This is a genomic window from Bradyrhizobium sp. Rc3b, assembly GCF_900114915.1.
Taxonomy (GTDB): domain Bacteria; phylum Pseudomonadota; class Alphaproteobacteria; order Rhizobiales; family Xanthobacteraceae; genus Bradyrhizobium.
In genome coordinates, this window is sequence record NZ_FOUS01000003.1 from 82,042 (window position 1) to 108,699 (window position 26,658).

The window sequence follows — 26,658 nt, forward strand, 5'->3', positions numbered from 1 at the left end:
TGGCGCCATGCCGTTTCCAACTCCTCGCCGGTTGGGTGTGTGACCACGACATCATCGCGCCCCCACGTCCGACTGTTGTTCTTGGAAGATTGTCAGTTCGATCAGATCACGCGTACGTCACCGTCACGCTGCCGAAAGGTCCGAAATCCGCGACGAACGTCTCACCGGCCTTCGGTCTCAACATTCCCGTCACGGTGCCGGTGCTGATCATCTGCCCCGCCTTCAGGCCGATGCCGGTCCGGGAGAGTTCGTTGGCGAGCCACGTCACCGGCACGATCGGATGGTCCAGCGCGATCGCCGCATTGCCCTTCCGCCTCAAGGTCCCATTGCAGGTCAGCACGACCTCCTGGCCGGCAATGTCGCGCTCCCGCCAGTTCTCGATCGGCGGACCGTATGCAATCGTCCCGCTGCCGGCTCCGTCCGCAAGGATAGCGGGCAAAGGAGGAAACGCGGCGTCGTGGACGAAACGACACTCGGCCAGTTCCACGCCCGGATGCAGCGAAACGACGGCCTGCTTGACTTCTTCGATGCTGTAAGGCGCTTCACGCGGCGGAAGATCGGCGCCGAGCAGCGCCTGGTACTCGACTTCGGGAATGGGACTGCACTGGCGTGCATACTCGACCGTGACGGGTGCTTGCTTGATGAGCGGCGCGTAGACCCGGCCATAGATCGGCGAATCCGTACGCAACTCGCGCTGCAGCCCTTCCTTCATCGCTGCGATCTTCCAGCCCGCGACGGTCCAGCCGAGCTCCTCCTCGACCATGCGCGCGACGCGATAGGCGGTCGGCTTGTCCGGCGGCACGAGGCGCTGGTCGAGGCCGCTCTGCTGGCGTCCTTCGCGGCGCAGGGTCGCAAGCAGGCGAGCGAGTTCGCGCTGGGCCGACTGATCCATCGCGATTACCTCACCAGCAGCGCGGCCGCGCGCGACAACGGCACTGGCGCCTCATCCAGCAGCAGGTCGATGGCCTCGTCCTCCCAGCGCTGGCTCTCCAAGTTCAACGTGTTCGGCTCTTGCACCCGGTGCTCCAGCACGAAGCGCGCGAGCAGCAGGCGGCGGGCGTCGCCGCCGGATAGACCCAGGCGCAATCCCTCCTGAATGAACAGCGCGGCGGTGACAGCGTGATAGAGCTTGCCCGCCGCGGCCCGGCAGAAGCGCTCATTCTCCTTGCGGGACGCGACCTCTTCCGCAAAGCGCAGCGCACCATTGACCGCGCCATCGAGCCGCGTGCGAAACTGTCCGGGAATGCCCTGTGTATCCGCGAGCCGGGTGAGGAGATCGTCGCGCAGGGCGGCGTGCGCGCCGATCTTTCCAACGGCGCGCTGCACGGCATCGAGCGCGTTGATGTTGCTGGTGCCCTCCCAGATCAGGCCGAGATGGGCATCGCGCACCAGCCGTGCGTTCGGCCAGTCCTCGACATAGCCGTTGCCGCCGCGCGCCTCCATCGCACCGGTCGCCACCGTGACGTTGTCGCGGCAGGCCCGGTATTTGACGATCGGCGTCAGCAGCCGCAGCACCTTCTCCGGTGCGGTTGCCGAATAGAGCAGCGCGGACAGCGCCTGCTCGGTCGGCACCATCAGTTTGACGAGCTGCCGGCGCATCAGGGGATGATCGACCACTGCGCGGCCGAAGGCATTGCGGTGACGGGAGGCCTGCAGCGCTTCGTTGAGGCAGCGGCGCATCATGCCGGCGGCGCGCGCCAGATGCGAGACACGGCTGGAATTCACCATCACCAGCATAAGCTTCAAGCCCTGATCGAGCTCACCGAGCTGATAGGCGACGGCTCCATCGAACACGATTTCGCCGCTGGCCAGGGTGCGGCTGCCGAGCTTGTCCTTGAGCCTCACGATGCGATAGGCGTTGCGGCTGCCGTCCGGCAGCGTCTTCGGCATCAGGAACAGGCCAAGGCCGCGCCCGCCGCCGACTGCGCCCTCCGGCCGTGCCAGCAACACGGCAAGCTCCGCATCGGCGTTGGAGCAGAACCATTTTTCACCATAGAGCCTCCAATGCGCGCCATCGCGCACGGCGGTCAGTTCGGCCGCACCGACATCGGAGCCGCCCGCCTTCTCGGTCATGAACTGCGCGCATTTGAACAGCGTGGCCGGATCCTGGCTCCACATGCGTTGCAGATAGCGCTTATGAAGCTCGTCGCTGCCGAAACGTCGCACCAGCTCGGACGAGCTGTCGGTCAGATTCACCGGGCACAGCAGGCCGAACTCGGCTTGCGAAAACAGGTAGTGAAACACGTATTTTGCGATCGGCGGCATCACCGAGGGCCAGCCCAGCACGCCACCTCGATTGCACATCGCGTGCATACCGAATTGTCCGAATGCGATCCGCTCCATCTCCCGGTAAGCCGGGTGGTATTCGACCCACTCCTCATCGCGGCCATAGCCATCGCGCGGATGCAGCACCGGCTGATGGCGCTCGGCCTGATCGGACAGATCGTAGAGCTTACTTCCGGCAAGCGCGCCAAGCTCGGCGAGATGCGGCCCGAGATGCGCCAGCAGCGGCGCTTCCATGTACAGGGGAAGCAGATCCCGAATGCTCCGGTCGATCGCAAAGTAGTTCAGCCCACGGCAGGTGGGCGCTAACGCGATCGAGCGTCGGGACGACGCTTCGCGACGGGCCAAACCGGCATGAACGGTCATGAGCTTCCTCTCCGGACGGACGTATCTTGGGCGGGGCGGACCCCGGGCCAGTGTTCGGGTATGACTTGACAGCGCTCCACGCAAACGACTTCTTGGGCGGGCGCCTTGAGCGAAACTCAAGGCCCGGTCATCCCGCGGGGCGCACCATCATGGCTTCACGACGACTTCCTCCACTCCATGCCGTGCGGGCATTCGAAGCGGCCGCACGACACCTGTCGATCACGCGAGCCGCCGACGAGTTGAACGTGACGGTCGGCGCAGTCAGCAGGCACGTCCGCGCACTCGAGGTGCGCATGGGCACCGCGCTGTTCCTGCGGGGGTCGCGCGGCCTCGTCCTGACCTCGGCCGGCAAGGCGTTCGCCGATTCCACCCGCGAGGCCCTCGATCGCATTGCGGATGCCGCTGAAGGCCTGCACCTGCGGCAGTTCAGACGGCTATCCGTCGGCGTCTACGGATTCTTCCTGTCGCGTTTTCTCCTGCCGATATGGCCGGGGCTCAAGGCGGCACATCCCGAGTTGGAGATCGATCTGCACACCAGCGCCAACCCGGTTGATCTTCTTGCCAGCCGCTACGATGCCGTCATTGCCGTCTCGGACGGAGAGCCGAGAGCCGGCCTCGTCACCCGGCCTCTGCTGCCGATCGCCACCGTGCCGGTCTGCTCGCCAGCTCTGCTGAAGGATGGCGCGCTGGATTTCGCGTCCGTTCCGCTGCTGCACAACAGGCCGCGGCCCGACGACTGGCGCCGCTGGCTGGACCACGCGCAGCTCACCAAGGTGCCGATCCGCGGCGGAAGCAGCTTTGAAAATCTGGGGCTCGCGATCGAGGCCGCTGCGGCCGGGCTCGGCGCCGCCATCGCCATCGAGAGCCTGCTCGCTCCGGACCTTGCGCAACTCAATCTCGTCAGAGCGCATCCCGTGGTCCGGCCGACGCGGCGCCACTTCGTGCTCGAATATGAGCAACGCATGGCGGACGATCCGGCGGTCGCGGCCTTTGCCACGTGGCTCTGCAACGCCTGCAAGCAACAGGGCGCCAACAAGGCGGCGGCCAGGACATCCTCGCGAAAGCGTGCAAACGATTGAGTTGAGTTTCACTCAAGGGACACCGCGAAAACCTCGTTTGCCAGCCTGAACCGGCTCTGACACAGACCCTCCCACAGCAATGATGGGGGAACGCCGGATGAGGCTGTATTCGGGATGCTCGTCGCGCGCGCTTGCTCCGATTGCCCGGGGCGCAAGGGACAGCGGCCGACCTTCACGCAGATCGGCGTTTATGAGCCGGTGCGTCACTATCTACAGGCCGTGGAGGCGACCGGTCGGACGACGCAAATCAAGTCGTCGCAAAATGCGCGCAACCCGGATCGAGAGCGCCTTCACGCATGGCGCCACGATCCGCGAGGACGGCCGCGTCGTCTGCGACATGTACCTCGCCGGAGGCAAGGCCCCCAAGGACTCCAAGGGAGAGTGGGATCTCTACAAGATCCTCCGCACGATTCCGGCCCAGGACGTGACCATTCCGCTGGCCGAGAGCACTTGCCCGCTCGTGAAGCGCTAATCCGATATCCGACTTCAACATCCGAGGACAGCATGACGACACCCGAGAACGAGTGGCAGTACCCCTATGGCACCAAGCAGCGCTATCACCTGCAGCATGTGCATTTGTTCGCATCCAACGTCGATGCGACAATCGCCTTCTACAAGAAGTGGTTCGATGCCGAGGTGAAGTGGGATGGCGACGCTGCCGGTGCCCGCAACGTCTTCATCAAGGTCGGCATCGGCGCCCTGCATCTCTATGACCAGTTGCCACGCGGCGAGGGCAAGAATGCCGTCCATCATCTCGGCATGCAGGTCGTCGGCATCGACGAGCTTTACGAACGCATGACCGCTGCGGGCCTGCATATTCCCAATCCCATCCGCCGCCTGGGCGGAGGCGGCGGCTATTTCATGCTCGGCGCACCCGACGGGGTCGTCATCGAGATCTTCGAGCCGGGCAAGCTCCGCGAGACCGTGGTGCGTGACTACTATGGCTTCGGGGGATGAGGCCCCTGGACACCGCTCCTCCGCTCGATACCGTCGCCGACCATGCTGCGGAAACTCCAGCCACTGCCCTGACATTTCGTGGACGTGACGGCTGACGGTCTTTTCGCCCACACCCGGCAGGTCGGCGACAACTTCAATTCCGTGCTCGCGCAGATGAGCAGCCGGCCCGGATCGGCGCGCACGCAGAAGCACGCATGCCTTCCCACGAGGTCCTGCTAAATCACAAGGCAAATTCCCGAAAACAGCAGCAAGCCAAGGATGATACGTTTGAAGGCTGCTTCGTTGATTCGACCGAACAAGACGATACCTGCAGCCGTTCCCGCAGCTAAGGCGGGCAGAGAAATGCCAAAGTCGATCAAGACTTTGAACGAGAGGCTGTGGTGCGAAAGCATGAGAGCGAGGGCAAAAAGTTGCATGACCCCGATGTAGGGTTGAACCAGGCCGCGCTGCTGCGTTTTCGGAAGACCATGAATATCGCACCAGATCGCAGGAAGTGCGCCAGGCATCGCTGTCAACCCGCCGACCAGGCCGCCGCCAAACCCCACCAGAGCGTTCCTGCTCTGGCTCTCCATCTGACGCAAGTAGGCAGCCGTCGGCCGCATCAGGGCGTATGCCGCGTAAAGCGACACGAGCGCTCCAAATCCCAATCTGAAAATACCTGTATCCACGTTCTGCAGGAGATAGATCGCAATTGGAACGCCTAATAGTCCACCAGCGATGAAAACCAGGCTGGTTCTCCATTGCATGCTCTTGCGGAGCGCATACAGATTGGCGGCTTGCACGGTGATGCTGCAGGCCATCATCAACGGCACAGCTTCGATAGGCGGAAACACGTGTAGCAGGATGGCGCCAGCGACCGCCGAGAACGCAAACCCGGAAAGGCCAGACACGAACGCGCCTGCAAACACCGCCCCGCTTAGCACAAGATAAACCGCTATGTCGGACATGACACCGCTTCCTGAAGATGCTGGTCGTCGTGGATGGCGGGACAGCGTCGGGTCGTTCGAGCTCACTCAAACGACAAACAACCAATCCATCTAGTCGCCTTGGATCGCTGCCGTTGCCGGCTCGATCGGTCGAATACTCGGCGCCTGATGCAGCGTGCGTTCTCCGACGACGTGCAAAATGCCGAAGCCAACCAGGACAGCCATTGTCCACGCCTTGAGAGGTGGCGCTGCTCGCCGGGCGCGGGGGTTATCGGCAACTCCCCTGTCCAGATTACGCATTGTGCGCGTCCGAAAATTCAACGAAGCACAGTCCTTCGCAAGCAAATGCCGGTACTCTCCGATTACGCGTTTCGCTCCAAGGCGCCGCGATACGTGAAGGGAGACGAGAATATCTTTGAGGACGCTTCGCACCTTGCTGTCGAAAATAGATATTGAGGGAGCTAAATCGCGCGATTGATGACACATCGTCTGCTTCTCATATTCGAGCGTCATGCTTTAAACTCGAAATTGATTATCGCTGCTGGGCGAAATAGCACCGTACCCAGCGACGGCGGCAATGACATCCACATGGATATCACTGAGGCAATCCGCGAGCGATACGGCAGATGTCGTATTTCGTACCCGGCTGGAAGGGAAAGCCGAAAGACCTTTGTCGCCACAGGTAGTGGCGCGGTGGGCGTCCGCGCGGAGATACAACCTCAACCGTGGCCGGTTGATCGCCAATTTTGGTAGCAAGCTACGCGTGCTTTTAGCAGCCGCTCTTGATTGATTGCTTGCGATCTACGTAGGCGGCAACAATCGCTTCATTCAATTGCTCGCCGGCGATCGGCTTGTGGAGAATACGATGACCGCTGGCGCTGGCTTCCTTGATGCGCGCCGGCGAGGTATCGCCGGTCACGATGATGGCAGGCAGGGAGCGGCCGATATAGTCGCAAAGAGCCTCGATTGCGTCCTGGCCAGTAGCACCACCTCCGAGGCGGTAGTCGGTGACGATCAGATCGACCGGCGCATCGCCGGTCGCCATTGCCTCCGCATGAATCTGTTGCACCTCGGCTGCAGACCGGCCGGCATAGACCCGATGGCCCTGCAGCGTGAGCAGCCGCACCATGACATCGAGAACATCCCCCTCGTCTTCCACGACCATGATGCTGATGGTGATATCTGCAGGTGGCGCGCTGTGATCGGGCAAGGGAGGCGCCACTGCACTGGCTTGCGGAACCGTAACGGAAAACATCGAACCGCGATCGACGACGGAAACCAGCTTCAGCGGATGTTGCAGCAGTGCGGCGGTGCGGCGAACGATGGCGAGGCCAAGGCCAAGGCCTTGGGTGCGATCCCTCGCCGGGTTCTGCAACTGCACGAATTCCTCGAAGATCATCGCTTGCTGATCTGCGGGAATGCCGGGGCCGGTATCCCATATCTGGATTTCCACCGAGGCACCGCGCCTGCGGCAACCGAGCAGAACGCCACCGGACCTCGTGTATCGAAAGGCGTTCGACAGCAGATTGCCCAGGACCCGTTTCAGCATCATGGGATCGCTGTCCACCTGGAGACGGCTTTCAACGACACGCCAATCCAGGCCGCGATCCTTCGCTTCGGGAGCGAATTCATTGCTGAGCTGGTTGAAAAGCTGGGACAGATTCACCGTCTCCCTCGCAACAGTGACGACGCCGGCATCAAGCCGGGAGATGTCGAGCAGTCCGTTCAGAAGGGCGCTGAGATTTCCGACGATGGATTTTGCCTTGCCTGCCAGATCGCGTGCATCGCCGGGCTGGACAACGCCGCGGTGGCCCAGCGCCGCCAGCGTGGCAATCAGAAGACTCAAGGCATGGATCGGCTGGCGCAGGTCATGACTGGCGGCCGCGAGGAAACGCGTTTTCGCGCGGTCCGCGGCTTGTGCGCGGTCGCGTTCTTCCTGGAGGTGGCTAACGAGCTCGACATTTTCCAAACGCAACCTGATGCTCTCATGCAGCATGCGGTACGTCGTACGGCAGTAATAGAGATTGATGGTCAAAAGCCCGGCGAGCAGGGCGAGATACGCACCGGAGATATCGCCTCCATTGGTGATCGAGCGTACCGTGAATGGCAGCATCGTTGCGACGATCGAGCCGACCAAAGCAGGCGGAAAGGCCGAGAGCGACGGAACCGTGCCGCAGATCAGACCGGTCAAGACAACAGCAGTGAATGAAAAAAGAATGGGCTCCTCGGGACGGAAGCCAACCCAACCGAGCATTCCCCACAGCAGGCCCGACACGCAGGAAAACGCAGCCGCAAGCCAAGCCCATCGCAACACTGAGGTCGGCTCTCTAACCCGCTTGAAGAACCGGCGCGCCGCCAGGACGCGTATGGCGGTGAGCAGATACACCGCGCCGAGCCATCCGATCAACCAGCTTGCCGGTACAGCGCTCCTCAGCACGGACGCTGCCGCTAGGGAGATGAGGACGTTGGAAGCCACCACTCCATAGGAATTGCGATACAGGAGTTCAACGAGCGCCTCGCGTATCTTGTCCTCTTGCATCGAGACCTCTCCGCGCGCCGGCCGGTGCGGCGGCTTCGTTTGCGAGTTGCCGTTGCGCTAACCCGCTGGAAGGCCGAGACGAACCGCGTAGGCGGTCAACTCAGCGCCATTGTGCAGGTCAAGCTTCCGCATGAGATTTTCGCGATGTTTCCGGGCGGTGAGCGGGCTGATGCCGAGACGGCTGGCGATATCGCGGTTGGTGGCGCCGTGAGGGATCATCGCCAGGATTTGCCGCTCACGCCTTGTCAGCGCAACCGGAGATACGATCGCGGCGATCGGCTCCGGGATTTCGTTCGGGCCGTCATGGTGGTCCACTGCAAAGCGAACCTCCTCCGCAACATAGAGGTTGCCTTTTCTGATGGCATCGATCGCAGCAACGAGTTCGGACGGATCGCCGCTCTTGGTCAAATAGCCGCTCGCGCCCGCGGAAAAAGCTGCTCGAACGGAACGCGGCTCGACATTGGCGGTGAGGACAAGAACCCGCAGCCCCGGCCAAACGGTTCTCAGGTGAGCTATGAATTGAAAGCCGCTCACACCCGGCATGCCGAGATCAAGGATGAGAAGATCGGCGGAGTTTTCGTTCAGAAGCCGATGAACAGCCTCTGCGTCCGCCGCCTCTCCGCTGACAATAAGATCGTCCACGGTCGACAGGAGCTGCTTCAGACCTTCCCGCATGATCGCGTGATCGTCAGCAATGATCGTCCGCACCGGTCCGCACCTGTGTTGCCTGTCAGCAACGGTATTAGGGTATCAATCAACTTCAATCAAGGATTGGCAATCCACCAATCCACTTGCCGGACGTGGTCACCTAGGCAATTTTCGGTGGCCCTGCCCCATAGCCGTGTCGCGCCGCTGGCGGCAAGTGGACGTTGATCCTGTGCGATTCTCCGTCGGATTTGAATCTCTTCTGGCGGCCGACGCCCGCATTCCGGCTTTTCAAGAGAGCGGGCATTCTACTACTTATGGTTGTGCTTACTATGCGAGGGTGGTTGCCGAGTTCTGCGTGGTCGGAGCATCCGCGCGGGTGAACCCTGGCATCGAGTTGGCACCCTATCTCTTGAAGCTACCGCTTCGAGCGGCTCCGCGGCTTAGAGCCTTTTCCGTTTCGATTGATCGAATCCTCGGGTACCCTATTCTAGCCGCGTCGGCGGAACTGCTGAAGTTGATAGATGGCTGCATGGAGAGCGGAGATGGGCCGGCTCGATAAGCAGATGGATCCCTTCCATCCTGCCGCCCATCTGACGACGGCGGATCGCGTTCCCGAGAATCCAGAGCTTGAGCAAGTCGACACGACGTCGTTCGTCGATCCGGCCCGCGAGGAAGCCACCTCGTCGCCTGCGCATTTTGGGTCGGGCCAGGCGGCGACCGGCGTAACGGGCTCTACCAATTGGATCGACCGAGGACGCCGCATCTGGCGGCGCCATCTCCAGCGCGATCAACTCCCCCGGACGACCGGAGGGTCGATGGGAAACTTCGAGCGTTGGCTGATCGCACTGCTGAGTGTCGGCTTCATCGTGAGCTGCGTTTGCGCGATCATCGTCTTCATGCAGGTCAACGCGCGCAAATTGGAGATCGCAACACTGCAACGTGACATCATCGCGCTCAAGCTACGCGTAGCCAGGCTCGATCAGATCGCAAGCACCAATGAGATACGTGAAAAGGCAAGCAGCGGAACACCCAAGCCGCCGTCGGAGACCCAACCTGACCAGGCTCCGCTCATCCTGTCACGTGAAGAGATTCAGCTTATCCGAGACTATATCAAGCCTGCACCAGTTGCTGGCCCCGCGACTGAGACGATAAAGGTCGGCGAACCCGTCGTGGGAGAAACCGTTCCCTTTCCCTCTCCGATCACGGAGAAGGTGCGGAAACTGCTCGGCGCGCGATTTACCGTTCGCAATGGCGTTGTTGTCATCATCCGGAGCGGCAGCCGTCACGCTGATGCTGTGATTGGGCCAAACTGACGAGAACTGGCCGCGATCGCAGCAGCCGATCGACCACTTAAGGCTGGTTGTTTGGTGGTCTTTCAATGAACCGCCGGCTGCCATTGAGGAGCTCGAGGTTATTGGCGATGACCGGATTACCTGGATCGAGCGAATAGGCCTTCTCGAACTTCCGTCGCGCCGCACTCAGATTGCCGCGCAGCATGTACGAGTACCCCTGGTCATTCAGGATCTGAACGGTTTCGCCTCCCAGCCGGATCGCTTGGGCATAGGCCTGATCGGCCAGGTCGAAACGACGCAGCTTGTCGTAGCTCGCTGCGAGACCAATCCAGGCCGTGACGTCCTTGGGTGATTTCTCGACGGCGTCCTTGAAATAGCGCTGTGAGAGCCCGTAACTACCGCGATTGTAATGCTCCAGGCCCAGCCGCACAGGCTCGTCCGACGGGTAGTACTTGACGTCCGTCGGCTCCTGCACCGGGTCCCCACCCGGTGGCTCGACGGGAGCCACGATGGCAGCCTCTCTCGTGGTATAGTCACATGCCGCAAGGCCTGGCGCCAGCCAGCAACAGGTCAGCAGTAGAATGGCACGTCGCATAATTTTGTCCCCCGCCCGGCCCAGCGGACGCACTGCACCGCACTCAACTGTCCCGTCGCTCAACTCATTTACCAGAAGCCGCTACCTGCCCGCTGCCCCGCCGACTGGCACCGATACTCCCGCCGATGCTCCAGCACCCAATCCAGTTACGTTGACATTCTGCGTGACCGGAGGCCGTTGGCCCATGAGTTTCGTCGGATCGCCCATGTCGGGAAGCTGATCCACCGGCTGTTGCTGGTTGCCGTAACGCGTCACGGCCGAGCCCACACGTCGAGCGTCGTATGCGATCCGGCGATCACCGACATATCGCGGCCATGGATGAATTGTATGGGTCACGGCGTTGACCTGCTTGGCATCGCCGGCGGTCATCGTGATGCTGTCGGAACGCTGAAAGTAGCGGTCTACCTCGTCATGACCGGCGACGCCGTAACATCCCCCGAGGAGGAAGGGCGCAAACAGAGCCAGATACCTGATCGTCATCTCGCGCGTCCTCTAGTTTAGAGTTTTGACGACCGTCTGATCGGCACTCGCGGCCGGGACGACGACGGGGGTCCTGACTTCAGGCGCGATGATGTGGCCATACGGCCCCTTCACCTCGCCTCCCGAATTGACGTAGTCATTGTACCGCTTGCGGACTTCCATCTGACCATTGAGGAAGAAATCGACGTCGTTGGCCGGCAGGCGGGAGTCGAGTGGCGACGCCAGTTGCTGACCGGGTGCCGCCGGCGCGACCAGGCGCGGCGTCACGATGATCACCAGATCGGTTTCTTCCTGCTGATACGATTTGCTGCTGAACAGGCTTCCAATCACCGGCACCGAGCCGATCCAAGGCAACTGCGAGACGTCCTGGCGATTGCGGGTCTGCAACAGGCCGGCGATGGCAAAGCTCTGGCCATCGCGCAACTCAACCGTGGTTCGCGCGTCGCGGCGGGTCAGCGCAGGAACGGTCGTCCCCTGGATCGTCACAGCGTTGGCGAAATCAAGTTCGCTGACCGACGGCTCGACGCGAAGATTGATCACACCGCGCGAGAGCACAGTGGGGACGAAGGCGAGCTCAACACCGAACTTCTTGTAGTCAATTGTGATGGTGGGAAAGCCGTTCTGCGTCTGGGTCGGTATCGGCACTGGAAACTCGCCGCCGGCGAGAAAGCGGGCGGCATCGCCGGACAGCGTGGTCAGATTTGGCTCCGCCAGCCGGCGTGCCAATCCTTTGGTTTCCAGCGCCGAGATCAACAGGTCCACCGAGCCCCCGCTGCTGGTCCTGATAATGCTGGTCAACAAGCTTCCGAACGGCGCCGGCGCAATGCCTCCCGCAGTACCGGCGAGCGTCCCGAGTGTTCCGAGTATCGGAAGGCTGCCAGCAGGATTGGCGCCAACAGGAGTGCTGCTGGCGCTAAGGTTACTGGTGCCGCCGGTGGTGGGTACCCTAGTGAGACTATTGACGCCACCGATGGGTGCCCGCCCGACGGCCGTGGTTGAACCAAGACCGGTATTGCCGACGTTGGTACCATTGGCATTCGCCGCGTACAGATTGACGCCCAGGTTGCGTCCAGCCTCCCGGCTCACCTCTAGAAAGCGCACCTCGAGCATCACCTGTTGCGGCGCCGCGACGCTCATCGCGTTAACGACGACGCCCCCTTTCGCGACCGTGCTTGTGGCGATCGCCATGGCCCGCTCGGCCGTAACTGCGTCGGCGGCGACCCCGCTGAGCACCACCTGGCCCTCGGAAGCCGACACGCGGATACCCTGCCCGCCGGTGCTGGTCCGGATGTTCTGCTGTAGATTGCCGGTATCGATCACGACCTCGACGTCGAGGATCCCGATCTGCTTCATCGAGCTGTCGAACAGGATGACATTGGTGGTGCCGGTCTGCTTGCCCTGCACGTAGATGAGATGATCGCTCAGCGACTTCACGTCGACGATGTCAGACGAACCCGCCACGATCGTCGCAAAGGCCGTGTCGACCTTGAAGGTACGTGACTTGTTGACGACGAGCTTGACCCGCTGGACGTCATTCATCTCGCTGACGATGACGCCACCGGAGGAGCCCCGCCGGTCTGCAGCCGCCGCGCGGTCGGCGAACCCAGAGGAGGCGAGTGCCGCGCCCAGACCCATCACGCCGAAGGCGAGAAGCCTCCCGGCCCTGTTACCCGATACGCGATCGCCACTCATCCCCAGTCCCCCCACTGCGATCCACGGAGATCCCCGCAAATCTACGTGCCCGACGTCCTCAACATTTCCCCTCTGCGCACCACGTCGCAGAGCTTACAATCTGTCCCACTACAATTCGTTACTTCGTGTTTCCAAGATCATCCTCCCTCATGCAGGCAGCTTGCAAGACGAGATACTTACCGCACCGCCGCAAGCAGAAAGAAAACCCTTCGATGTTGCCAGCGCGCATCATTCTCACTGGTTGTGGGGAACTATCCCGCAGCACAACCGCTCTTGGCGCGCGCTCTCGTCGTGGCTTTGCGATCGAAGGACAGTCGGTGGCAGCTTGGCGATTCGCCTGGCCGAGTAATTCCGCCCCCGCGCGTTTGGTCCGCACGCCGCGTCCACGAAAAGCTGTCGAGCGAAACATGTCAGTCGTACTGCCATATTTGTGCTAGAAGGGAATTTGGTTGGAGGCGCTCGGCGCATTGAGCGCTGCGCCCCATATGGGCATCAGCATCGTGAAGTTTGCCTGGGAAGCTGTAACGCTCAAGCTGTTGCTGTTGGCCCCCACGGTCAGCGTTGGCGTCAGACCACCGAAAAACAGGAAGGGGGCCGCGTTCTGCTTGGCAGCGGTGGACAGGGGATCCCCGGTGCAGCCGGCCGGCGACTGCGGCGGGCTTTGAAGCAACGCAGGCGTATAGCAGCTGATCATGACCGCACGGGCGCCAGCACTCGCGAGCGTCCGCAAGGATTGCATCGTGATGGCATAGCGCCCAAGATCGAAGATGGCGAACATCAATGTGAAAAGCGCCACGGACACCATGATAAATTCAAACGGCGCCATACCGCGATTGTCGAGCTTTCTCATCATTGCACCAAAGCGACAACCTGGGTGTATACGATGGTGGCCGGCGCACAGCCTTCCGTGCTGAGGTAGCCGCCACCGCTCATGTCGAGCGTTTTGGCGATCACTTGCGAACAGGTCGTGTTCGTACTGGCAGTCGTACCGGCCCAGCTAACGTCGACGTTGGGGAAGTAGATAGCCCCGCCCAGGCTCACCAGACCGCCACCGTTTATGGTGACCTTGTTGCTGGTCTTGCTCGGAGCCTGATCATCAATCAGGACGCCATTTAGATCAGAGGAGAACGTGTTAGTGGCAGGTGCGGAGAGATCAACCGTACCGCCGTTGATGGTAAGCTGCGAGTCTCCGAGCAAGACGAGGGTTACGCCCGCGCCTTTCAGTTGTCCGCCGGTGACCTTTATGTTTGCCTTGTAGAAGACATATGTTCCCGGGTCCAAAACGTACTTGTCGCCGTTCTGCACCGTGAAACTGCCGTAAGCTCCAGTCCCCGCGCTATTCGGCGCGCAATGCTTCCAGCCATCCGCCTGAAGGGTGCATGGCATATTTGTATTGCCCGTTCTGCTGTTGAACGATGCGGTGTCCAGTTTGCTGAGCGGATTGTTAGCGTACGTCATGAAATAGTTGTACGGTACGCCAACATTGCTGCAGCTGCTTGAGGGGGTGCAGCCATTTACACCATAAACTGCCCATCCCGAGCCGGTGAACGTTGGAGTGCTGGCAAGTTGAACACTGGTATCCGACATCAGAGCGCAGCCAGTTCCGTTGTTGCTGAGGTTACCAGCAAGCTTGAGTGCGCCTGAGTCAGGTCCAAGCGCCAGGACGCAGGCCTTGGTCGGCTGCTGAACCACTGCAATGGCTTGGGCGGGGATGTCGACGGTGGTCAAACCCAGCACTGCCGCCAAGTACGCCGGTTGTTGCTGGCTGACTCTAGCGCGAACGGCGTTGCCGGTGCCTGCAGGTGGCGTTGTGAACGTGGTCCCATTGTAATCGCCGATATCGATCTGCACGGCCCGCGAGATTCTGGTCGGTAGGCTTGTCGGACAAGTTCTGCCCGGATAGCCGGTAGCGTCGTTGGGACTTGAGTTGCAAAACCCATTCTGTGCCGCGAATTCCTTGCCGCGATAATCCACTGAGTACGTGTCGCAGGCCGCACCCACCATGATACATGAAAGCCGCAATGCGCCCGAATAGGCGGCCGAGTCGGCGGCGTTCTGCGCATGCTGACGGGTGACGTACCACGATCCGGCCTCAGCCCCGAGTGCGACTACTCCGATGAGCGGCACGAGAGCGATGACCGTTGCGAATGCGACGGAGCCTCGTTGGGAACGGAGCAGACTACGCATGGAAGCACCTACTGGAAGCGTTCTGAGTAAGGCAGCGTGTAGGTACACGTGGTGGGACACAGCACCCCTCTCCACACAATTGGAGCCAAAGTGATGGTTGTCGAAAATGTAATGTACTTGGGAGAAGCCAGATTGCCTGGCGAACAGGTGGCTCCTGCGTCTCCGCACAAAACCTGAAGGTTGCTGATCGCATGACCAGCGACTGTCGTCTGTAGCCCTGTCTTCCAGCTCACCGTGCCGTCAGGGGCGAGCGGATTAGCGTACTGCACATACTGCCCGAAGGAGCGCAATGCGCTCCATGCGGAGATAAACTGGAAGCCCGCAGCAGCCAGGTCGGCGAGCGGCATGAGCAGGAACGCCACCAAAACCGGGTAGACGATCAATGTCTCAAATGCGACGGCGCCGCGCTGATCCACGACGAACGACCTCTTGTGGCTCATGAGTTGACCTCGACCGATACTCACCTTCCGGTCGTCGACCGGAACAGAACTCACCAAACGTAAGGGATCACTCTCCAGCGCGATGCTTCGTAACCAGAATATTCCGGGCAGTTGCGACGTAGCAGGTCCTCTTCGTAATAAATCCGGCAAACCTGAACGCCGATATGCAAGACGAGCAGGACCGCTGTCAGCGGCGTCGGGCTTCTCAGCACCACACCCAACACGGCGATTTCTTCCGCAAGGTAGAGCGGGTGCTTGATCCATCGATACGGACCCGTTTGCACCACGTTGCGCGCCTGTGGCACCAGACTGAACGACCTGCCAAGATGTCGGATGGTGACCAACATCATGATCATGCCGATCAACACGCACACGGTGGACGCCAGGTTTGGCAACGCCTTGTCGGTTTCGCCGAAGAAGGCGATCGTCCAGGGCATATAGGTGCCGACGAACGCCGCTATCCTTGGGAGACGGCCGTTCGCTTGCGCCTTCGCCGGCGGCCGCGTGATGACCAAAAGCGCCAGGAGCACGTAAAAGACAGCGAGGCAAACACTCGACAGGAGCGACGGCCAAGGATCATGAGCCGATGATCCGATCTTGATCGCCACGCCAAGCGCCAGCAACATGAACCACATGCCGCCGAACAGCTGCATTGTCCGGTCGTAAGAGGACGTTTTCGGAAGGGCGATCGTGCTCATGGCTACTTGCCGAAGCTGGCGAACGAACGCACGAGGTGCAGAATGGGACTTCCACCCAAAATGACGAACATGGCTGGAAGCAGGAACAACACCATCGGAATGGTCAGCTTGGCGCCCAACTTGTGTGCTCTTTCTTCAAGCTTGGTAATACGTTCGCGCCGGAGGTCGACGGCGATACTCCGCAGAGCCTGCCCCACCGGCGTTCCGTATTGCAGGCTTTGGCCGACCATGATTCCGAATCGGCGAAGCCCATCCGATGTAGATCCCAGTTTCTCGAATGCGTCGCTGCGGCTTGGCAGGATCCGGAGATCATCAAGAAGGCCGCTCATGACCCGGGCTATAGCGGGATTGGTCTCTTGCATTTCTTGCGCGACGCGTGCCAGCCCGCTTTCCAGGCCCATTCCCGCTTCGCTGCACACAACCAGCAAATCGATCATGTCCGGCGTGCCCAGTCGAATGGCGGCATCAAACCGCCGCTTCAGTACCGCCAGTATCAATCGCGGCGCTAGAATCCCGATCGCCAAGCCGATAAGGGTGAAGACCATCACATCCAGCAGTGCCTTCCCGAAAAGCTGAGCGACACACCCGGCGATGATCGGGGATAGCGCCATGCTGACGGCTTTGACACCGATCCAGGTCGGCAAGGCTCGATGATGATTGAAACCTGACGATTGAAGGATGGTTCGTAGCTGATCCAGATTTTCCTCAGCGTAGAAGCGACGATACCGCATGCCGAGTGACGAAAACCAACCGGTCAAATCCTGGAAGGGTGCAGACCGGCCGGCAACGCCCATCACGGCGTTTGATACCCGGGCGTCCAATGTACGAATGTGTATTTCGCGGATAATCAACATGCAGGACGCGGTTGCAGCCACGACTGCGAGGGCCACCAGACTGAGACCAGAGGTCATAGTTCTGTTTCCCTTCTGACCATCCAGCCTATCACCAGGGCTCCGACAAGCACCGAAAGGACTGCGTAAGCCAGCAGCTTGTTTCCAACCGGATCGGTGAACAACAGATCAACCGTTTGCGGATTGGCTGCGTACAGGACCCCACCTGCAATCAAGGGGGAGACTGTCAGCGCTCGTGAGGAAAAGATCACCTCTCCTGCCAGCGCCTTGGCGCGAGCGGCCAGCGCAACACGTTGCCTGACAGTGTCTCCCAGGTTCTGCAAGGTCTCGGCCAGGCTGCCACCGGACTTCAACTGCACGGCAAGTGTCACCGCAAAGATCGCATACTCCGCCACCTGCGTTCGCCGATAGACAGCTTGGATAGCTTCCTCGGGGGGTCTTCCCAAATTCACTTCGCTGCATACGATGGCAAACTGCCCGGCCGTTGGCTGCGGCATATCGCGCGCGAGGGCACGAAATGCCTCGTGCACAGGCAGACCCGAACGCACGGTACTTGTCACCAACTGGATCGCATCAGGCAGCTGTCGAAAAAGCTGAAGAGCGAAGCGACGCTGCTGCCATCCGAACAGGCCTCGTATCACAATGAGGGCCGCGATTGCGGCTACAATGGACACGTAGACAATGGAATATCCCAGCTGGCTGTTCGCATAAGGGATCGCTGCTGCTCCGAATGCACCGGCAAGCAGCACATAGGCCGGATGCAACGTGTAAGGTATATCGGGATTGTAGTTGGACAACCGATTGAGAAACTGATCCTGGGACCCGCTCTCCAAGCGGCGAATGGATGGCAGGTTAGCCGGATGCGACGTTGGCAGAGCAACCGCCAACCGGCGATTGATGCGTCTTTCCCGAGCGTCGAGCCACAACGAAACGGCCGCTGCGCACATCGCGAGCGCCAGAACAGTGACGATCACGGACTCCAGCGTCATATTTGCCTCATGGCCTCGGCCCAAGCACCATCTAGCCCGAAATAGACGAGACGGCTCTTGAACTTCGGAGTTGCAAGGTTGGACTTATAGCTGCCCGATATCCGCCCGTTCACATCCTCCTCCTGATACTCGAAGGCTGCGATGTCATTGGTGGTGATCACCTCCCCTTCAAGGCCGATCACCTCGCTGATCTGAACGATGCGGCGCTGTCCGTCCCGCATGCGTTCGACCTGCACAATGAGATCCAGCGCAGCGACGATCTGACTTCGAATGGCGCGCGACGGAAGATTGACCTGTCCCATCTGCACCATGTTTTCGATGCGGGTCAGGGCATCCCGGGTACTATTCGCGTGTACCGTGGAGATCGAACCATCATGGCCGGTGTTCATCGCCTGCAGCATGTCGAATGCTTCGGCACTGCGCACCTCGCCAACGACGATCCGGTCGGGACGCATGCGCAGGGCATTCACCAGCAGATCGCGTTGTGTCACCTGACCCGTGCCCTCGAGGCTGGGAGGCCGGGTCTCCAGGCTGATCACGTGCGGCTGCTGAAGCTGCAACTCCGCCGCGTCCTCGATCGTGACAATACGTTCGGTGAGATCGATGAACTGACTCATCGCGTTCAGGAGCGTCGTCTTACCGGATCCGGTACCGCCGGATACCAGAACATTGAGCCGCGAGCGGGCGGCGATCTCCAGCAATTGACCGATGGCCGCGGTCATCGAGCCGTTCTCAATCAATCCGGCGATGTCCAACCGGCGGCTTGGAAATTTTCGGATGGAAATGCACGGACTATGGATCGCCAGCGGCGGGAGGATGATGTTGACCCGGCTGCCGTCCAGCAGGCGACAATCCACCATCGGACTGGATTCGTCGACGCGCCGACCAACCTGCGCGGCAATCTTCTGAGCGACGGAGGCGATGTGGTCATTGTCGCGGAAGCGCACCGCGACTCGTTCCAGCCTGCCGCTTCGCTCCACGTAGATATTGCTTGGACCGTTCACCATGATATCGCTGATCGATTGGTCCAGCAGTAGCGGACGGAGCGGCCCGTAACCTGTCATGTCGTCGGCAATTTCGTCCGCGAGCTGCAGCTGCTCGCGGCCCGACAGCTCCAGCCGTTCCTGGTTGGCAATGTGATGGATGATCTCTTCAATCTGCCGCCGGAGAACTTCCCGCGAGACGGTTGCGGCCACCGATGGCTCGATCTGCTCAATCACCCGCTCACGCAGCGAAGGCGGGATGACGGGTTGGTGGATCGCTGGTTCGTCGCGCCTTGGCGCAGGTGACGGCACGCTCGGTGCGGATGCAGCCGCGCTGGGCGACGGCAAAGGCAAGCCTATCGCAGATGCAGGGAGACCTGCCGCCAATGCAGATACGTGAGCTGGTGCGTCGTCTTCGCGCCTACCAAACTTCTTCATCGCAGATGTGCTGTGAGCACCCTCCTCCACCAGCTAACCCGCTCGGCAGCGACACCGCTGATCTCCCGCACGATCGGTGCCAGGTGACGCCGCAATTTTCTGACGTGTTTCAGAGCTGGAATTCCGAGATTGAGCGCCTCGGTCATGCCCTTGCCGAGATCGGGAACGACGATATCGGGCTCTGCACCCAAGGCCTTGACAACCGCCGCCCTCGGAAGGCCCCCGGGACGACCGGCCCGGTTGAGCAAGGTAAAGACCCGGTCCTTGCCCGCGATGTTGATCACGGCGGTGCGTAGCGCATGGGCATTGCGAAGTCCGGTCACCTCGGATTCGAGCAGCACCATCACATGACGGGAAAGCGCAATCACGGGATAAATCGACGGCGGAAACGGGACGGGTACATCGACGACAATGTAGTTGAACCGTTGACGCAGCAGACCCAGCACGTGTCGTATGCCAGCTTCCGTAATTTCGAGCTGCGCATCGAGGTCCTCGTCGGCCGAGACCAGGCAAACCCTTTCGTTGACTTCGATTGCCGCGCGCTCGAGGAAGAGTGTGTCCGCCCGCGTCGGATTTTCCAGAGCGATACGCAGCCCCGGCCCGGGACGAACACCCAGCATCACGGCGGCTTCGCCGCCCTGCAGATGAAGATCAAGCAGGGCCACCTTCGCCTTGGTTGTCTCGGCAAGCTGCAGCGCCAGATTGATCGCGATGCTCGTGGCGCCGGCGCCGCCCTGCGCCCCGCAGATCGAGACCACGTGCCCGCCACGATCGATCTGGTTGGCTGCGACGTCGCCGAGAAGCTTGGGGCGCAGCTTGTCCAGCACCAGATCGCGCGTGAGCGGCCGCGGCAGATACTCGGTCAAGCCGAGCTCCAGGAGCTCACGGTAGAAGGTGATCTCCCGGTTGTCGCCAATCACGGCTACGCGGACATCGGGCGGACAGACGCCGGCCAGTCTTTCCAGTTCAGTAAAGGGATCATCGATGCCACTGATGTCTACCACCAGCGCGAACAGATCCGTGTCGGTTTCGAGCATCCGTATGGCATTGCGGATCGTGCCGCGCCTGATCGATAGATTGGCGCCCTCGAGCCCCTTGCGCAACGCCGCGGCGCTGAGTTCGTCATTTACGAAGCCGATGATGCGGTTACGCGTAACGATCGACGTCGATTCTTCAGGCGGGGTGGCTATGGCAATGTTCATCACCGTTTCTCCGACAACCTGTTATCGTAACCCGCCGCCGTCGCAGTCGGGCGTACAGCTTCCGATGCACCGTCGCAGCTGACGAGAGCGTCTTCCTCTTGCTTCCTGACCGTGTATTGCTTGACCTCGCCGCCTGAATGAACGACCACTGCCGTTCTCTGTGCGGAAATTGCATACTGGCGGGCAAGTTCAGGCGACACATCACAGCTCGACATCGCGCCGGTGTCTGCCTTGTCCCACTGATCGACTGCTGCGCGCACGGCCAAGGAAAGCGTCCCGAGCTGCTTTGCGACAGTGACTTTCTTGACCTGCACCTGCGTAAGCTCCAGTGACACGGTCTGGGTTTGCTTACCTGCCATCCCGCTGATGGGTCGCGCGCCCTGCACGATCTCCTGATCAATCGCGATGACTCGAACATTACGCAGAACGGTTTCGCTGAGGGCGCGGCGCGCGGTATCGACTTTCTCGAAGACCTGGGTCAACACGACGTCGACGTGATCGCCTGGCCTGATGAGGCCCGAGACACCGGCCTCCTCGTCAACCTTGATGCTGATGGCACGGCTGTCTGGCGCCAGGACACTGGCGAGGAAACCTCGATCCCGCGGACGCAGGATGTCCTGCAACGTAACGGGACTGCCCGCTTCGACGAAGTTGCGGATGAGTGAACCGGGAAGTCCGGCCTTGGACTCGGGGTTTTCAAGGATAGCCCCTTGGGGAACGCGCTCCGGTGGCACCGAGCGGACGGCGAAATCCTCTTCGCGGGCCAACGTCCCCCTCGGCAATGGTCGTGCCGCGACAAAGTACCCGGCGGTCGCTGGCGCCGCCGGCGCGAGGGGCGCCGCTGTCACCTGTACTGGGACCGGAGTCTGCGCCTTCGGCAGATTCATGCTATAGGCGATCAATCCGAACGCTGTGGTTGCAAGCAAAAGCACCACGATGATCGACAGACGCAGCGCGGATGACATTTCATGATCCTTTGCTCAAAATGGTCCAGATACCGCCGCAGGCGATAGCGGCTCCGTAAGGCAGCGGGGCGTGTCGCAAATGGCGCCAACGCTCGATCGCGTAGATCCGGCGCGCAAGCGACGATCCGGCGGGTGCCAACCTGGGATATGGCAGGTGACGCATCATCAGATGCACCAAGGCAAGAACGCCGCCGGCCAGCACGGTGACGGTCAGCAACTGCATCACGCCGCTCGGCGGAAGACCAACCGCCAGGGCAACCAGCAGCTTGACATCGCCGCCACCAATTCCTCCGCGCGCGTATAGGACAAAAAGCAGCAGAAACAGGATCGCGGCTGCGATCAGCGACACAGCGACTTGAATCGGGCTGGGCAATTGACCGGCGATCCCGAGGAGCGCCAGCGCAAGACAAAATTCGTTTCGGATCAAGCGGGTCGCAACGTCCATCGTTGCGACATAGAGCAACAAAAGGATTTCCAGGATCGAGGCTGTGGGAGCAATCCAACTCATGAAATGCACGTTTCAAAAAAGTGGAAGGCAAACTGGCGGGAGCACTCCTGCGGGAGGGGGGCAGCTGGATTGCCCCCCTCTGGCGCCAAAATGGCTGTATCAGCCAGCGATCGCGGTAGCGAAAGCGGTGGTGATTGCGGTGATCCCGGTGGTCAGCGCCGCCCCAATCTGCCCGCCGGCTCCACCGCCGAACACGGCACCCACTGCGCCAACGATGCAAACCGCGACGATGATGTACTCGAATGACACCACGCCGTCCTGGTCCGTCCGCAGACGCTTCAACGCTTCCTTGGTCTCGATGAAATGATGCAACATAGGAAGAATCCCTTCTTTCAAGATGAATTTGCAGACACCTCGGCAACTTCCAGCGGCCGCGGATTTATGTCCGGCCCCGCCAGCGATAAAACTATCCATTAAATGTTTATTATCGTCAACATTTAATATATTAATGACCTTTCTGAGTTAATCGCGCGCGAAACAAGCCACCGTGAGAATCCATAAACCGGCAAAAACGTCGAAATATGAAGATGATGGCAGACTCCGCAATCGAACCCCGCGGAGGGCGCCGGCCAAGGGTCGGCAAAGATTCACCGGAATAGTACGGGTGACCAAGGGTATAATTTTGTTATTCTGAGCTTCGAGAATAATGTGACGGCAACAGCTATCGCGCTGCAGCAACCTGTCAGTGGCGTCGATGCTGAAGTCGCCGTAGCTGCCGTGCGCATTGCTCTGCGCCACGACATGGGCTTCGCCCGCATCCGGGTCAGTGATGCTGAGCTGCCCGGTGGTATTGAGCGCCGCCGCGGCATTGCCCTCGGTGACGGACTTCGCCTCGGAAGAGACCGTGGCCGCATCGTTTGTGTGTGATCGTGACAGTCACCGTCTGGCTATCTGTCGGGCCGTGGCCGCCATTGATCGTCACCGGGAAGCTCTCGGTGATCGCCTGGTCCGCAGCGAGGTACTGGGCGGCCCCGTTGTTCAGAACGTAAGGCCATTCACCGAGCCGTTGGCGGCATTGTGCGTTAAGAGCGAGGCGCGTCGCCAGACCGCTGACGCATCCAATGACCGGGTCATGGCTCGGTAGCCGGCGCACGTGCCCTGGGTGCGGCGTGAAGAGCCCTCGGTTGGGATTTCTGACATTGCGATGCTCGCGCACGAAGCTTCGCATCACCTGGTGCTGCCCCGCGCACGCTTTCTCGTTCGCTTTAACGCGCAAAAGGGCGCGGCAAGGCGCATTCGAAATCCATGTGAAGCTTAAACCGAAACCAGTTCCCGCTTGACTCGGGAAGTCGGTCAAATCGACCTGCCATTAAATGATATATTTGATTATCGTATATAATCATGATGACTCCATCGCAAAATTGAAAAATATGTTGGGGAAAAGAAAACATGGGAGGTTGGAATGGAAGCTGCCCGCCGCTTTCGCGCAATGGCGTTGCTTTGCCGACAGACTGCCGCACTCCAACCTGAGAGAAGCTGGAAACTGCTTGCAGAGGCAGAGTACTGGGAGCATCTGGCGGCTGCGGCTTTAGCTCATTGAGCTTCGGTCGAGCGTTCTTTGTGTCTTTCGCTTTTCGTCGACTTCTTACTTCAAGTCATTTTCTGAGGCATGTGATGTCGAGTACGCGTCGATTTTTTTCGAGTGCTGTTCTGAGCGAACGGCATCAGGCGCTTCTGGCGGAGCTTAGAGAGGTGGAGAAGCTTCGAAGTAAGCTCCGACATGTAGAAGCAAAAACAATCGGCAGAAGACGGCGTATCAAAGCGAGCGGCAGAGCAAGAGCCGGTTAGAGACCCCCGCCGGGTCCGAAGGTTGACCCGCGTTGGCTCACTCGCGCGAATCGATGCACGGATTGCCCGGGTTCCTGGCATCTGCCACTATCTTGAAAGAGACTGGGCGCCTTCATCCCGGCAGTAGCGAGCCTCGGCTATGACGTCGCTGCGACATGTCGCCAACCAGCCAACGCTTTAACTAACTCGGCGGCGAGACCGGCCACCTATTCAGGATCGCGCGTTAGCTCCGACGTTCATTCGACGTTGCGCTTCGGAACACAGCAACGAGTCGATCGCCTTCCCAAAGCTCAACGTCGTGCTCGTCATGCATTTGCTCGGCTCGGCGTCTCGCCGCCTGCTCGTCAATGCAGTCGAGCTTTGCTGTGCAGATTACTTGCCGGCTGCCGTCCACCACGAACACCTTGTACCGCATGATGCAGTCCGATCCAAAAGGCGACCGTCATCATACTCGAATGTCCGTCTAGGACAGTGTAAAACTAAGTGACGACACACGGAACCTTGGTACGTGTGGCAGTTCGGCTATACCTGCTCGTTCAATCCCTCGGTCGCGCGGCCGGCAGTACCTTGTACTACCTCAGTGGCGTAATCTCACTGCGTGCCGAAGCGTGCGGTTCGAGCTTAAAAGCGAGAGACCACCAAGCGTCATCAGCAGCACACCGAACCAGGCCGTCCAGCTGCGCGCTTCGCCGTGCGCCTCTGCAGTGCGCGCGCCCAGCGGCATATCTTGAGGTGGGTCGGCGGGCGCGGCGGCGAGAAGCTGCCCAGCGTCGACTTGGCCCGGCACGGAGTGTTCGGGCGTGAGCTGGTTGCTGGGAAGATCTACGATGGGGGCCGCCGACATCAGGGTGGGGCTCGTGCCAGGATCGGGGGCGGCATCTGCTACCTGCATTTCGGGTACAGGCGTCTGAGATCGCTCGGGCGGTGCGGAGCGCAGCAACTCCGCGCGCGCATCAACGACCGCGCTCCGCCTGGTCTGCGTGGTCCGGTTTTCGTCCAGACTGGCGCTATGGTCTTTGGCCGCGCGAGCCCGAATGGGCTTCTTCACCCTCGCGATGCCCTCGGCCAGGAACCAGCATTTGCGGCGACCGTCCGTTCGGTAGACCCAATGCTGTCCGCCACTGGTCGAGCTACCGGGACGCGGCACGCATTCGGCTTGCGGCGGAGGGGTTACCGTGGGTTGGGACGTAGCAGTATTGAAGAAGTCGGCAACAGGATTGGAAGACGCGGGCGCCGCCGAAAAACCCCCGACAAGGACCAAACTGGCTAAGTACAATCGCAATTGACCGGACATCGAAAACTCCCGGGTGCGCCCCACCCCCGCTTGAGCCTCAGCGGCGACAACGGCCCCGATGCGGCTTAAATCGGGCGGCGCGATGAATTAATTATTCTCTTGGCCACCTAATTTAATATGCCGGCCCGGCACTCCAGGGGTGCACACGAGGCGGCGCGATCGATAGATCGATCCATCTGAATTCCGCCGGGCCTCGCTCCTGCCCACGATCCGCGCCGCGGCCGCCCGCTCGATCGCCAACGTTGCGCTCGTCGATCACGAAAGCGCAACTCGCCGAGGGATGAGTTTGTGGATGTCACGAGACGTGGCTACCCCTCGCGGCGAATTAAATACTGCGCCACGATATTACCACTGTCGCGCCTTTCTCCCTGCCACCTCTCGATTTAAATGTGGATTTCACGATCAATATTTAACTGACGGCTTGTCTGCTCCCGGATTCCCGACTTGTCTGCCTGGGCCTTCTGCCCAAGATTCGGATGGAGCCATGAACACCGCGCATTTTAATTCGCTCTCCGTTGACGAGCTCTGGATAATTCATCAAGAGGTCGCCGCCAAACTCACTCAGAAAATGTTGGTGCAAAAAGCGCATTTGGAGGAAAGGCTCCACAGGATTGCACTGGCCAACGAGGTCACGCGGCTCAATCGTAAGCGCCGCCGTGCATACCCGCCCGTTCGTCCCAAATATCGCAATCCGAAGAACCCAGCGGAGACATGGTCGGGTCGCGGCAGGCAGCCGCGATGGCTGCGTCCGCAGCTTCGAAGCGGCCGAGCTCTGGACGATTTTCTGATCGATCAGGCTTCAGCTCAAAAGCGGCAGACAAATTGAGCGCCGATTGCGGCATTTCGGGATGGGAATGCCGGCGCACCCTGGGGCTCTGAGCTTTTCACATCATCGTTTCAACGCGGGTCATAACCATGCTTGGAGGCATGGCCGTAGCGAGCGCACTTGCGATCTGGCTGATGGTTCTCGCTGAATCGCTCGGGGGCCCCGCGGCGCAGTGAAGACATCGACGAGAATCTCAAGCGCGCGATGGCCCACGTCTAGTCGTGGTGCCCTCTGAAGTGCCGCCTAACCGCATTCCACGCTCGAAGGATTGGAAGGAGGAGGACGAGGAAAAGAACTCTGATTGAAACCGGCGTCATCCCGCGCTGCAGGAGTGGTAGGTCGTGATCGTCCGAGCGACCGGCCGTCGTGTTGATCGTCACCGGAGATGGAGTTCCCGCTCGTCGAGTAGGTGCCGGTCTGCGCGAGGGCAGGACAGCGACAACGAACAGAACGTTCGCCAGTAGCCATATTCCCACAATGAGAAGGAAAGTACGCACGAGACGACCATCGTTGATCTAAAATCTGTCGAGCTTAATCCTGCCTCATACCCGGCACGCAGCCGGCAACACTGCGTTCGCGGACGGAGCCGCTTCAGCGCAGCCGGCACAATTTGGCATCCCCCGAGGCCGTTG

The 26,658-nt window shown here is 60.6% G+C and carries 28 protein-coding genes; 6 read left to right on the forward strand and 22 right to left on the reverse strand.

The annotated features are described in order from the left end of the window. Positions 1–106: 106 nt before the first annotated feature. Positions 107–892, reverse strand: a complete 786-nt coding sequence (locus BM190_RS07215) for a 2-keto-4-pentenoate hydratase (RefSeq protein WP_092253212.1) — start codon at positions 890–892, stop codon at positions 107–109. 5 nt (positions 893–897) lie between these two features. Then, on the reverse strand, positions 898–2,649 hold the full coding sequence (locus BM190_RS07220; RefSeq protein ID WP_244550613.1) for an acyl-CoA dehydrogenase family protein: 1,752 nt from the start codon (positions 2,647–2,649) through the stop codon (positions 898–900). Positions 2,650–2,798: 149 nt separating this feature from the next. On the opposite strand from BM190_RS07220, the gene BM190_RS07225 reads away from it, so the two are divergent. From BM190_RS07225 to BM190_RS07235, 3 genes are all read left to right on the forward strand, one after another. Beyond that, positions 2,799–3,728, forward strand: coding sequence for a LysR substrate-binding domain-containing protein (locus tag BM190_RS07225; protein ID WP_092253214.1), 930 nt, complete (start codon positions 2,799–2,801; stop codon positions 3,726–3,728). Positions 3,729–3,990: 262 nt separating this feature from the next. Further along, positions 3,991–4,200, forward strand: a complete 210-nt coding sequence (locus BM190_RS07230) for a hypothetical protein (protein WP_092253216.1) — start codon at positions 3,991–3,993, stop codon at positions 4,198–4,200. Positions 4,201–4,232: 32 nt separating this feature from the next. Next, positions 4,233–4,685 (forward strand): VOC family protein, encoded by a 453-nt coding sequence (locus tag BM190_RS07235; RefSeq protein ID WP_092253218.1) that lies wholly within the window; start codon positions 4,233–4,235, stop codon positions 4,683–4,685. A gap of 215 nt (positions 4,686–4,900) precedes the next feature. Here BM190_RS07235 and BM190_RS07240 read toward each other — a convergent pair whose 3' ends face one another. From BM190_RS07240 to BM190_RS07255, 4 genes are all read right to left on the reverse strand, one after another. After that, complete coding sequence (locus BM190_RS07240) at positions 4,901–5,632, reverse strand: sulfite exporter TauE/SafE family protein (protein ID WP_092253221.1); 732 nt, start codon at positions 5,630–5,632, stop codon at positions 4,901–4,903. A 90-nt stretch (positions 5,633–5,722) separates the two neighbouring features. After that, positions 5,723–6,124 carry a hypothetical protein gene (locus tag BM190_RS07245; RefSeq protein ID WP_092253223.1) on the reverse strand — a complete coding sequence of 134 codons (402 nt, stop codon included), beginning with the start codon at positions 6,122–6,124 and terminating at the stop codon, positions 5,723–5,725. A 256-nt stretch (positions 6,125–6,380) separates the two neighbouring features. Beyond that, entirely contained in the window at positions 6,381–8,150 is a 1,770-nt protein-coding gene (locus tag BM190_RS07250) for a hybrid sensor histidine kinase/response regulator (protein ID WP_177236950.1), read from the reverse strand. Positions 8,151–8,207: 57 nt separating this feature from the next. Beyond that, positions 8,208–8,858, reverse strand: coding sequence for a response regulator (locus tag BM190_RS07255; protein WP_092253227.1), 651 nt, complete (start codon positions 8,856–8,858; stop codon positions 8,208–8,210). Positions 8,859–9,340: 482 nt separating this feature from the next. On the opposite strand from BM190_RS07255, the gene BM190_RS07260 reads away from it, so the two are divergent. Continuing rightward, positions 9,341–10,111, forward strand: a complete 771-nt coding sequence (locus tag BM190_RS07260) for a hypothetical protein (RefSeq protein ID WP_177236951.1) — start codon at positions 9,341–9,343, stop codon at positions 10,109–10,111. 37 nt (positions 10,112–10,148) lie between these two features. Here BM190_RS07260 and BM190_RS07265 read toward each other — a convergent pair whose 3' ends face one another. The 15 genes from BM190_RS07265 to BM190_RS41875 form a co-directional block, all read right to left on the reverse strand. Next, positions 10,149–10,685 (reverse strand): tetratricopeptide repeat protein, encoded by a 537-nt coding sequence (locus tag BM190_RS07265; protein WP_177236952.1) that lies wholly within the window; start codon positions 10,683–10,685, stop codon positions 10,149–10,151. A gap of 81 nt (positions 10,686–10,766) precedes the next feature. Beyond that, positions 10,767–11,165, reverse strand: a complete 399-nt coding sequence (locus tag BM190_RS07270) for a hypothetical protein (RefSeq protein ID WP_092253229.1) — start codon at positions 11,163–11,165, stop codon at positions 10,767–10,769. Between the two features lie 12 nt (positions 11,166–11,177). Beyond that, entirely contained in the window at positions 11,178–12,857 is a 1,680-nt protein-coding gene (locus tag BM190_RS07275; protein WP_092253231.1) for a type II and III secretion system protein family protein, read from the reverse strand. 433 nt (positions 12,858–13,290) lie between these two features. Next, positions 13,291–13,710 carry a TadE family protein gene (locus BM190_RS07280; protein WP_018318128.1) on the reverse strand — a complete coding sequence of 140 codons (420 nt, stop codon included), beginning with the start codon at positions 13,708–13,710 and terminating at the stop codon, positions 13,291–13,293. Continuing rightward, on the reverse strand, positions 13,707–15,044 hold the full coding sequence (locus BM190_RS07285; protein ID WP_092253233.1) for a pilus assembly protein TadG-related protein: 1,338 nt from the start codon (positions 15,042–15,044) through the stop codon (positions 13,707–13,709). Before BM190_RS07285 ends, BM190_RS07280 begins: the two co-directional genes overlap by 4 nt. Before the next feature lie 8 nt (positions 15,045–15,052). Further along, positions 15,053–15,484: a hypothetical protein gene (locus BM190_RS07290; RefSeq protein ID WP_049814884.1), complete on the reverse strand. Its 432-nt coding sequence runs from the start codon at positions 15,482–15,484 to the stop codon at positions 15,053–15,055. 50 nt (positions 15,485–15,534) lie between these two features. Continuing rightward, positions 15,535–16,182 (reverse strand): methyltransferase family protein, encoded by a 648-nt coding sequence (locus BM190_RS07295; RefSeq protein WP_018318131.1) that lies wholly within the window; start codon positions 16,180–16,182, stop codon positions 15,535–15,537. 2 nt (positions 16,183–16,184) lie between these two features. After that, complete coding sequence (locus BM190_RS07300) at positions 16,185–17,093, reverse strand: type II secretion system F family protein (protein WP_018318132.1); 909 nt, start codon at positions 17,091–17,093, stop codon at positions 16,185–16,187. Continuing rightward, complete coding sequence (locus BM190_RS07305) at positions 17,090–18,022, reverse strand: type II secretion system F family protein (RefSeq protein ID WP_177236953.1); 933 nt, start codon at positions 18,020–18,022, stop codon at positions 17,090–17,092. Before BM190_RS07305 ends, BM190_RS07300 begins: the two co-directional genes overlap by 4 nt. Further along, positions 18,019–19,443 carry a TadA family conjugal transfer-associated ATPase gene (locus BM190_RS07310; RefSeq protein WP_092253237.1) on the reverse strand — a complete coding sequence of 475 codons (1,425 nt, stop codon included), beginning with the start codon at positions 19,441–19,443 and terminating at the stop codon, positions 18,019–18,021. Before BM190_RS07310 ends, BM190_RS07305 begins: the two co-directional genes overlap by 4 nt. Next, complete coding sequence (locus tag BM190_RS07315) at positions 19,440–20,645, reverse strand: CpaE/TadZ family protein (RefSeq protein WP_092253239.1); 1,206 nt, start codon at positions 20,643–20,645, stop codon at positions 19,440–19,442. Before BM190_RS07315 ends, BM190_RS07310 begins: the two co-directional genes overlap by 4 nt. Next, entirely contained in the window at positions 20,645–21,610 is a 966-nt protein-coding gene (gene cpaB, locus BM190_RS07320) for a Flp pilus assembly protein CpaB (protein ID WP_092253241.1), read from the reverse strand. The genes BM190_RS07315 and cpaB overlap by 1 nt, the downstream gene beginning before the upstream one ends. A gap of 1 nt (position 21,611) precedes the next feature. Continuing rightward, positions 21,612–22,118 (reverse strand): A24 family peptidase, encoded by a 507-nt coding sequence (locus BM190_RS07325; protein WP_177237000.1) that lies wholly within the window; start codon positions 22,116–22,118, stop codon positions 21,612–21,614. A gap of 99 nt (positions 22,119–22,217) precedes the next feature. Further along, positions 22,218–22,532 (reverse strand): hypothetical protein, encoded by a 315-nt coding sequence (locus BM190_RS07330; RefSeq protein ID WP_244550615.1) that lies wholly within the window; start codon positions 22,530–22,532, stop codon positions 22,218–22,220. Between the two features lie 48 nt (positions 22,533–22,580). After that, the gene (locus tag BM190_RS41875) at positions 22,581–22,856 is read right to left on the reverse strand and encodes a hypothetical protein (RefSeq protein WP_409362357.1); all 276 of its coding nucleotides are present in this window, start codon (positions 22,854–22,856) and stop codon (positions 22,581–22,583) included. Between BM190_RS41875 and BM190_RS41050 the strand changes: the two genes are divergently transcribed. Beyond that, positions 22,767–22,985 (forward strand): hypothetical protein, encoded by a 219-nt coding sequence (locus BM190_RS41050; RefSeq protein WP_244550616.1) that lies wholly within the window; start codon positions 22,767–22,769, stop codon positions 22,983–22,985. The genes BM190_RS41875 and BM190_RS41050 overlap by 90 nt on opposite strands. A 1,498-nt stretch (positions 22,986–24,483) precedes the next feature. Here BM190_RS41050 and BM190_RS07350 read toward each other — a convergent pair. Next, positions 24,484–25,200, reverse strand: coding sequence for a hypothetical protein (locus tag BM190_RS07350; protein WP_092253252.1), 717 nt, complete (start codon positions 25,198–25,200; stop codon positions 24,484–24,486). 484 nt (positions 25,201–25,684) lie between these two features. Between BM190_RS07350 and BM190_RS07355 the strand changes: the two genes are divergently transcribed. Continuing rightward, positions 25,685–26,026, forward strand: coding sequence for an H-NS histone family protein (locus BM190_RS07355; protein WP_092253254.1), 342 nt, complete (start codon positions 25,685–25,687; stop codon positions 26,024–26,026). Positions 26,027–26,658 lie beyond the last annotated feature (632 nt).

Bases quoted from the DNA above. Each gene is read 5' to 3' on its own strand.
- BM190_RS07215 (WP_092253212.1), bottom strand. From the start codon at position 892: ATGGATCAGTCGGCCCAGCGCGAACTCGCTCGCCTGCTTGCGACCCTG.
- BM190_RS07220 (WP_244550613.1), bottom strand. From the start codon at position 2,649: ATGACCGTTCATGCCGGTTTGGCCCGTCGCGAAGCGTCGTCCCGACGC.
- BM190_RS07225 (WP_092253214.1), top strand. From the start codon at position 2,799: ATGGCTTCACGACGACTTCCTCCACTCCATGCCGTGCGGGCATTCGAA.
- BM190_RS07230 (WP_092253216.1), top strand. From the start codon at position 3,991: ATGCGCGCAACCCGGATCGAGAGCGCCTTCACGCATGGCGCCACGATC.
- BM190_RS07235 (WP_092253218.1), top strand. From the start codon at position 4,233: ATGACGACACCCGAGAACGAGTGGCAGTACCCCTATGGCACCAAGCAG.
- BM190_RS07240 (WP_092253221.1), bottom strand. From the start codon at position 5,632: ATGTCCGACATAGCGGTTTATCTTGTGCTAAGCGGGGCGGTGTTTGCA.
- BM190_RS07245 (WP_092253223.1), bottom strand. From the start codon at position 6,124: ATGACGCTCGAATATGAGAAGCAGACGATGTGTCATCAATCGCGCGAT.
- BM190_RS07250 (WP_177236950.1), bottom strand. From the start codon at position 8,150: ATGCAAGAGGACAAGATACGCGAGGCGCTCGTTGAACTCCTGTATCGC.
- BM190_RS07260 (WP_177236951.1), top strand. From the start codon at position 9,341: ATGGGCCGGCTCGATAAGCAGATGGATCCCTTCCATCCTGCCGCCCAT.
- BM190_RS07265 (WP_177236952.1), bottom strand. From the start codon at position 10,685: ATGCGACGTGCCATTCTACTGCTGACCTGTTGCTGGCTGGCGCCAGGC.
- BM190_RS07270 (WP_092253229.1), bottom strand. From the start codon at position 11,165: ATGACGATCAGGTATCTGGCTCTGTTTGCGCCCTTCCTCCTCGGGGGA.
- BM190_RS07275 (WP_092253231.1), bottom strand. From the start codon at position 12,857: ATGAGTGGCGATCGCGTATCGGGTAACAGGGCCGGGAGGCTTCTCGCC.
- BM190_RS07280 (WP_018318128.1), bottom strand. From the start codon at position 13,710: ATGATGAGAAAGCTCGACAATCGCGGTATGGCGCCGTTTGAATTTATC.
- BM190_RS07285 (WP_092253233.1), bottom strand. From the start codon at position 15,044: ATGCGTAGTCTGCTCCGTTCCCAACGAGGCTCCGTCGCATTCGCAACG.
- BM190_RS07290 (WP_049814884.1), bottom strand. From the start codon at position 15,484: ATGAGCCACAAGAGGTCGTTCGTCGTGGATCAGCGCGGCGCCGTCGCA.
- BM190_RS07295 (WP_018318131.1), bottom strand. From the start codon at position 16,182: ATGAGCACGATCGCCCTTCCGAAAACGTCCTCTTACGACCGGACAATG.
- BM190_RS07300 (WP_018318132.1), bottom strand. From the start codon at position 17,093: ATGACCTCTGGTCTCAGTCTGGTGGCCCTCGCAGTCGTGGCTGCAACC.
- BM190_RS07305 (WP_177236953.1), bottom strand. From the start codon at position 18,022: ATGACGCTGGAGTCCGTGATCGTCACTGTTCTGGCGCTCGCGATGTGC.
- BM190_RS07310 (WP_092253237.1), bottom strand. From the start codon at position 19,443: ATGAAGAAGTTTGGTAGGCGCGAAGACGACGCACCAGCTCACGTATCT.
- BM190_RS07315 (WP_092253239.1), bottom strand. From the start codon at position 20,645: ATGAACATTGCCATAGCCACCCCGCCTGAAGAATCGACGTCGATCGTT.
- cpaB (WP_092253241.1), bottom strand. From the start codon at position 21,610: ATGTCATCCGCGCTGCGTCTGTCGATCATCGTGGTGCTTTTGCTTGCA.
- BM190_RS07325 (WP_177237000.1), bottom strand. From the start codon at position 22,118: ATGAGTTGGATTGCTCCCACAGCCTCGATCCTGGAAATCCTTTTGTTG.
- BM190_RS07330 (WP_244550615.1), bottom strand. From the start codon at position 22,532: ATGGATAGTTTTATCGCTGGCGGGGCCGGACATAAATCCGCGGCCGCT.
- BM190_RS07350 (WP_092253252.1), bottom strand. From the start codon at position 25,200: ATGTCCGGTCAATTGCGATTGTACTTAGCCAGTTTGGTCCTTGTCGGG.
- BM190_RS07355 (WP_092253254.1), top strand. From the start codon at position 25,685: ATGAACACCGCGCATTTTAATTCGCTCTCCGTTGACGAGCTCTGGATA.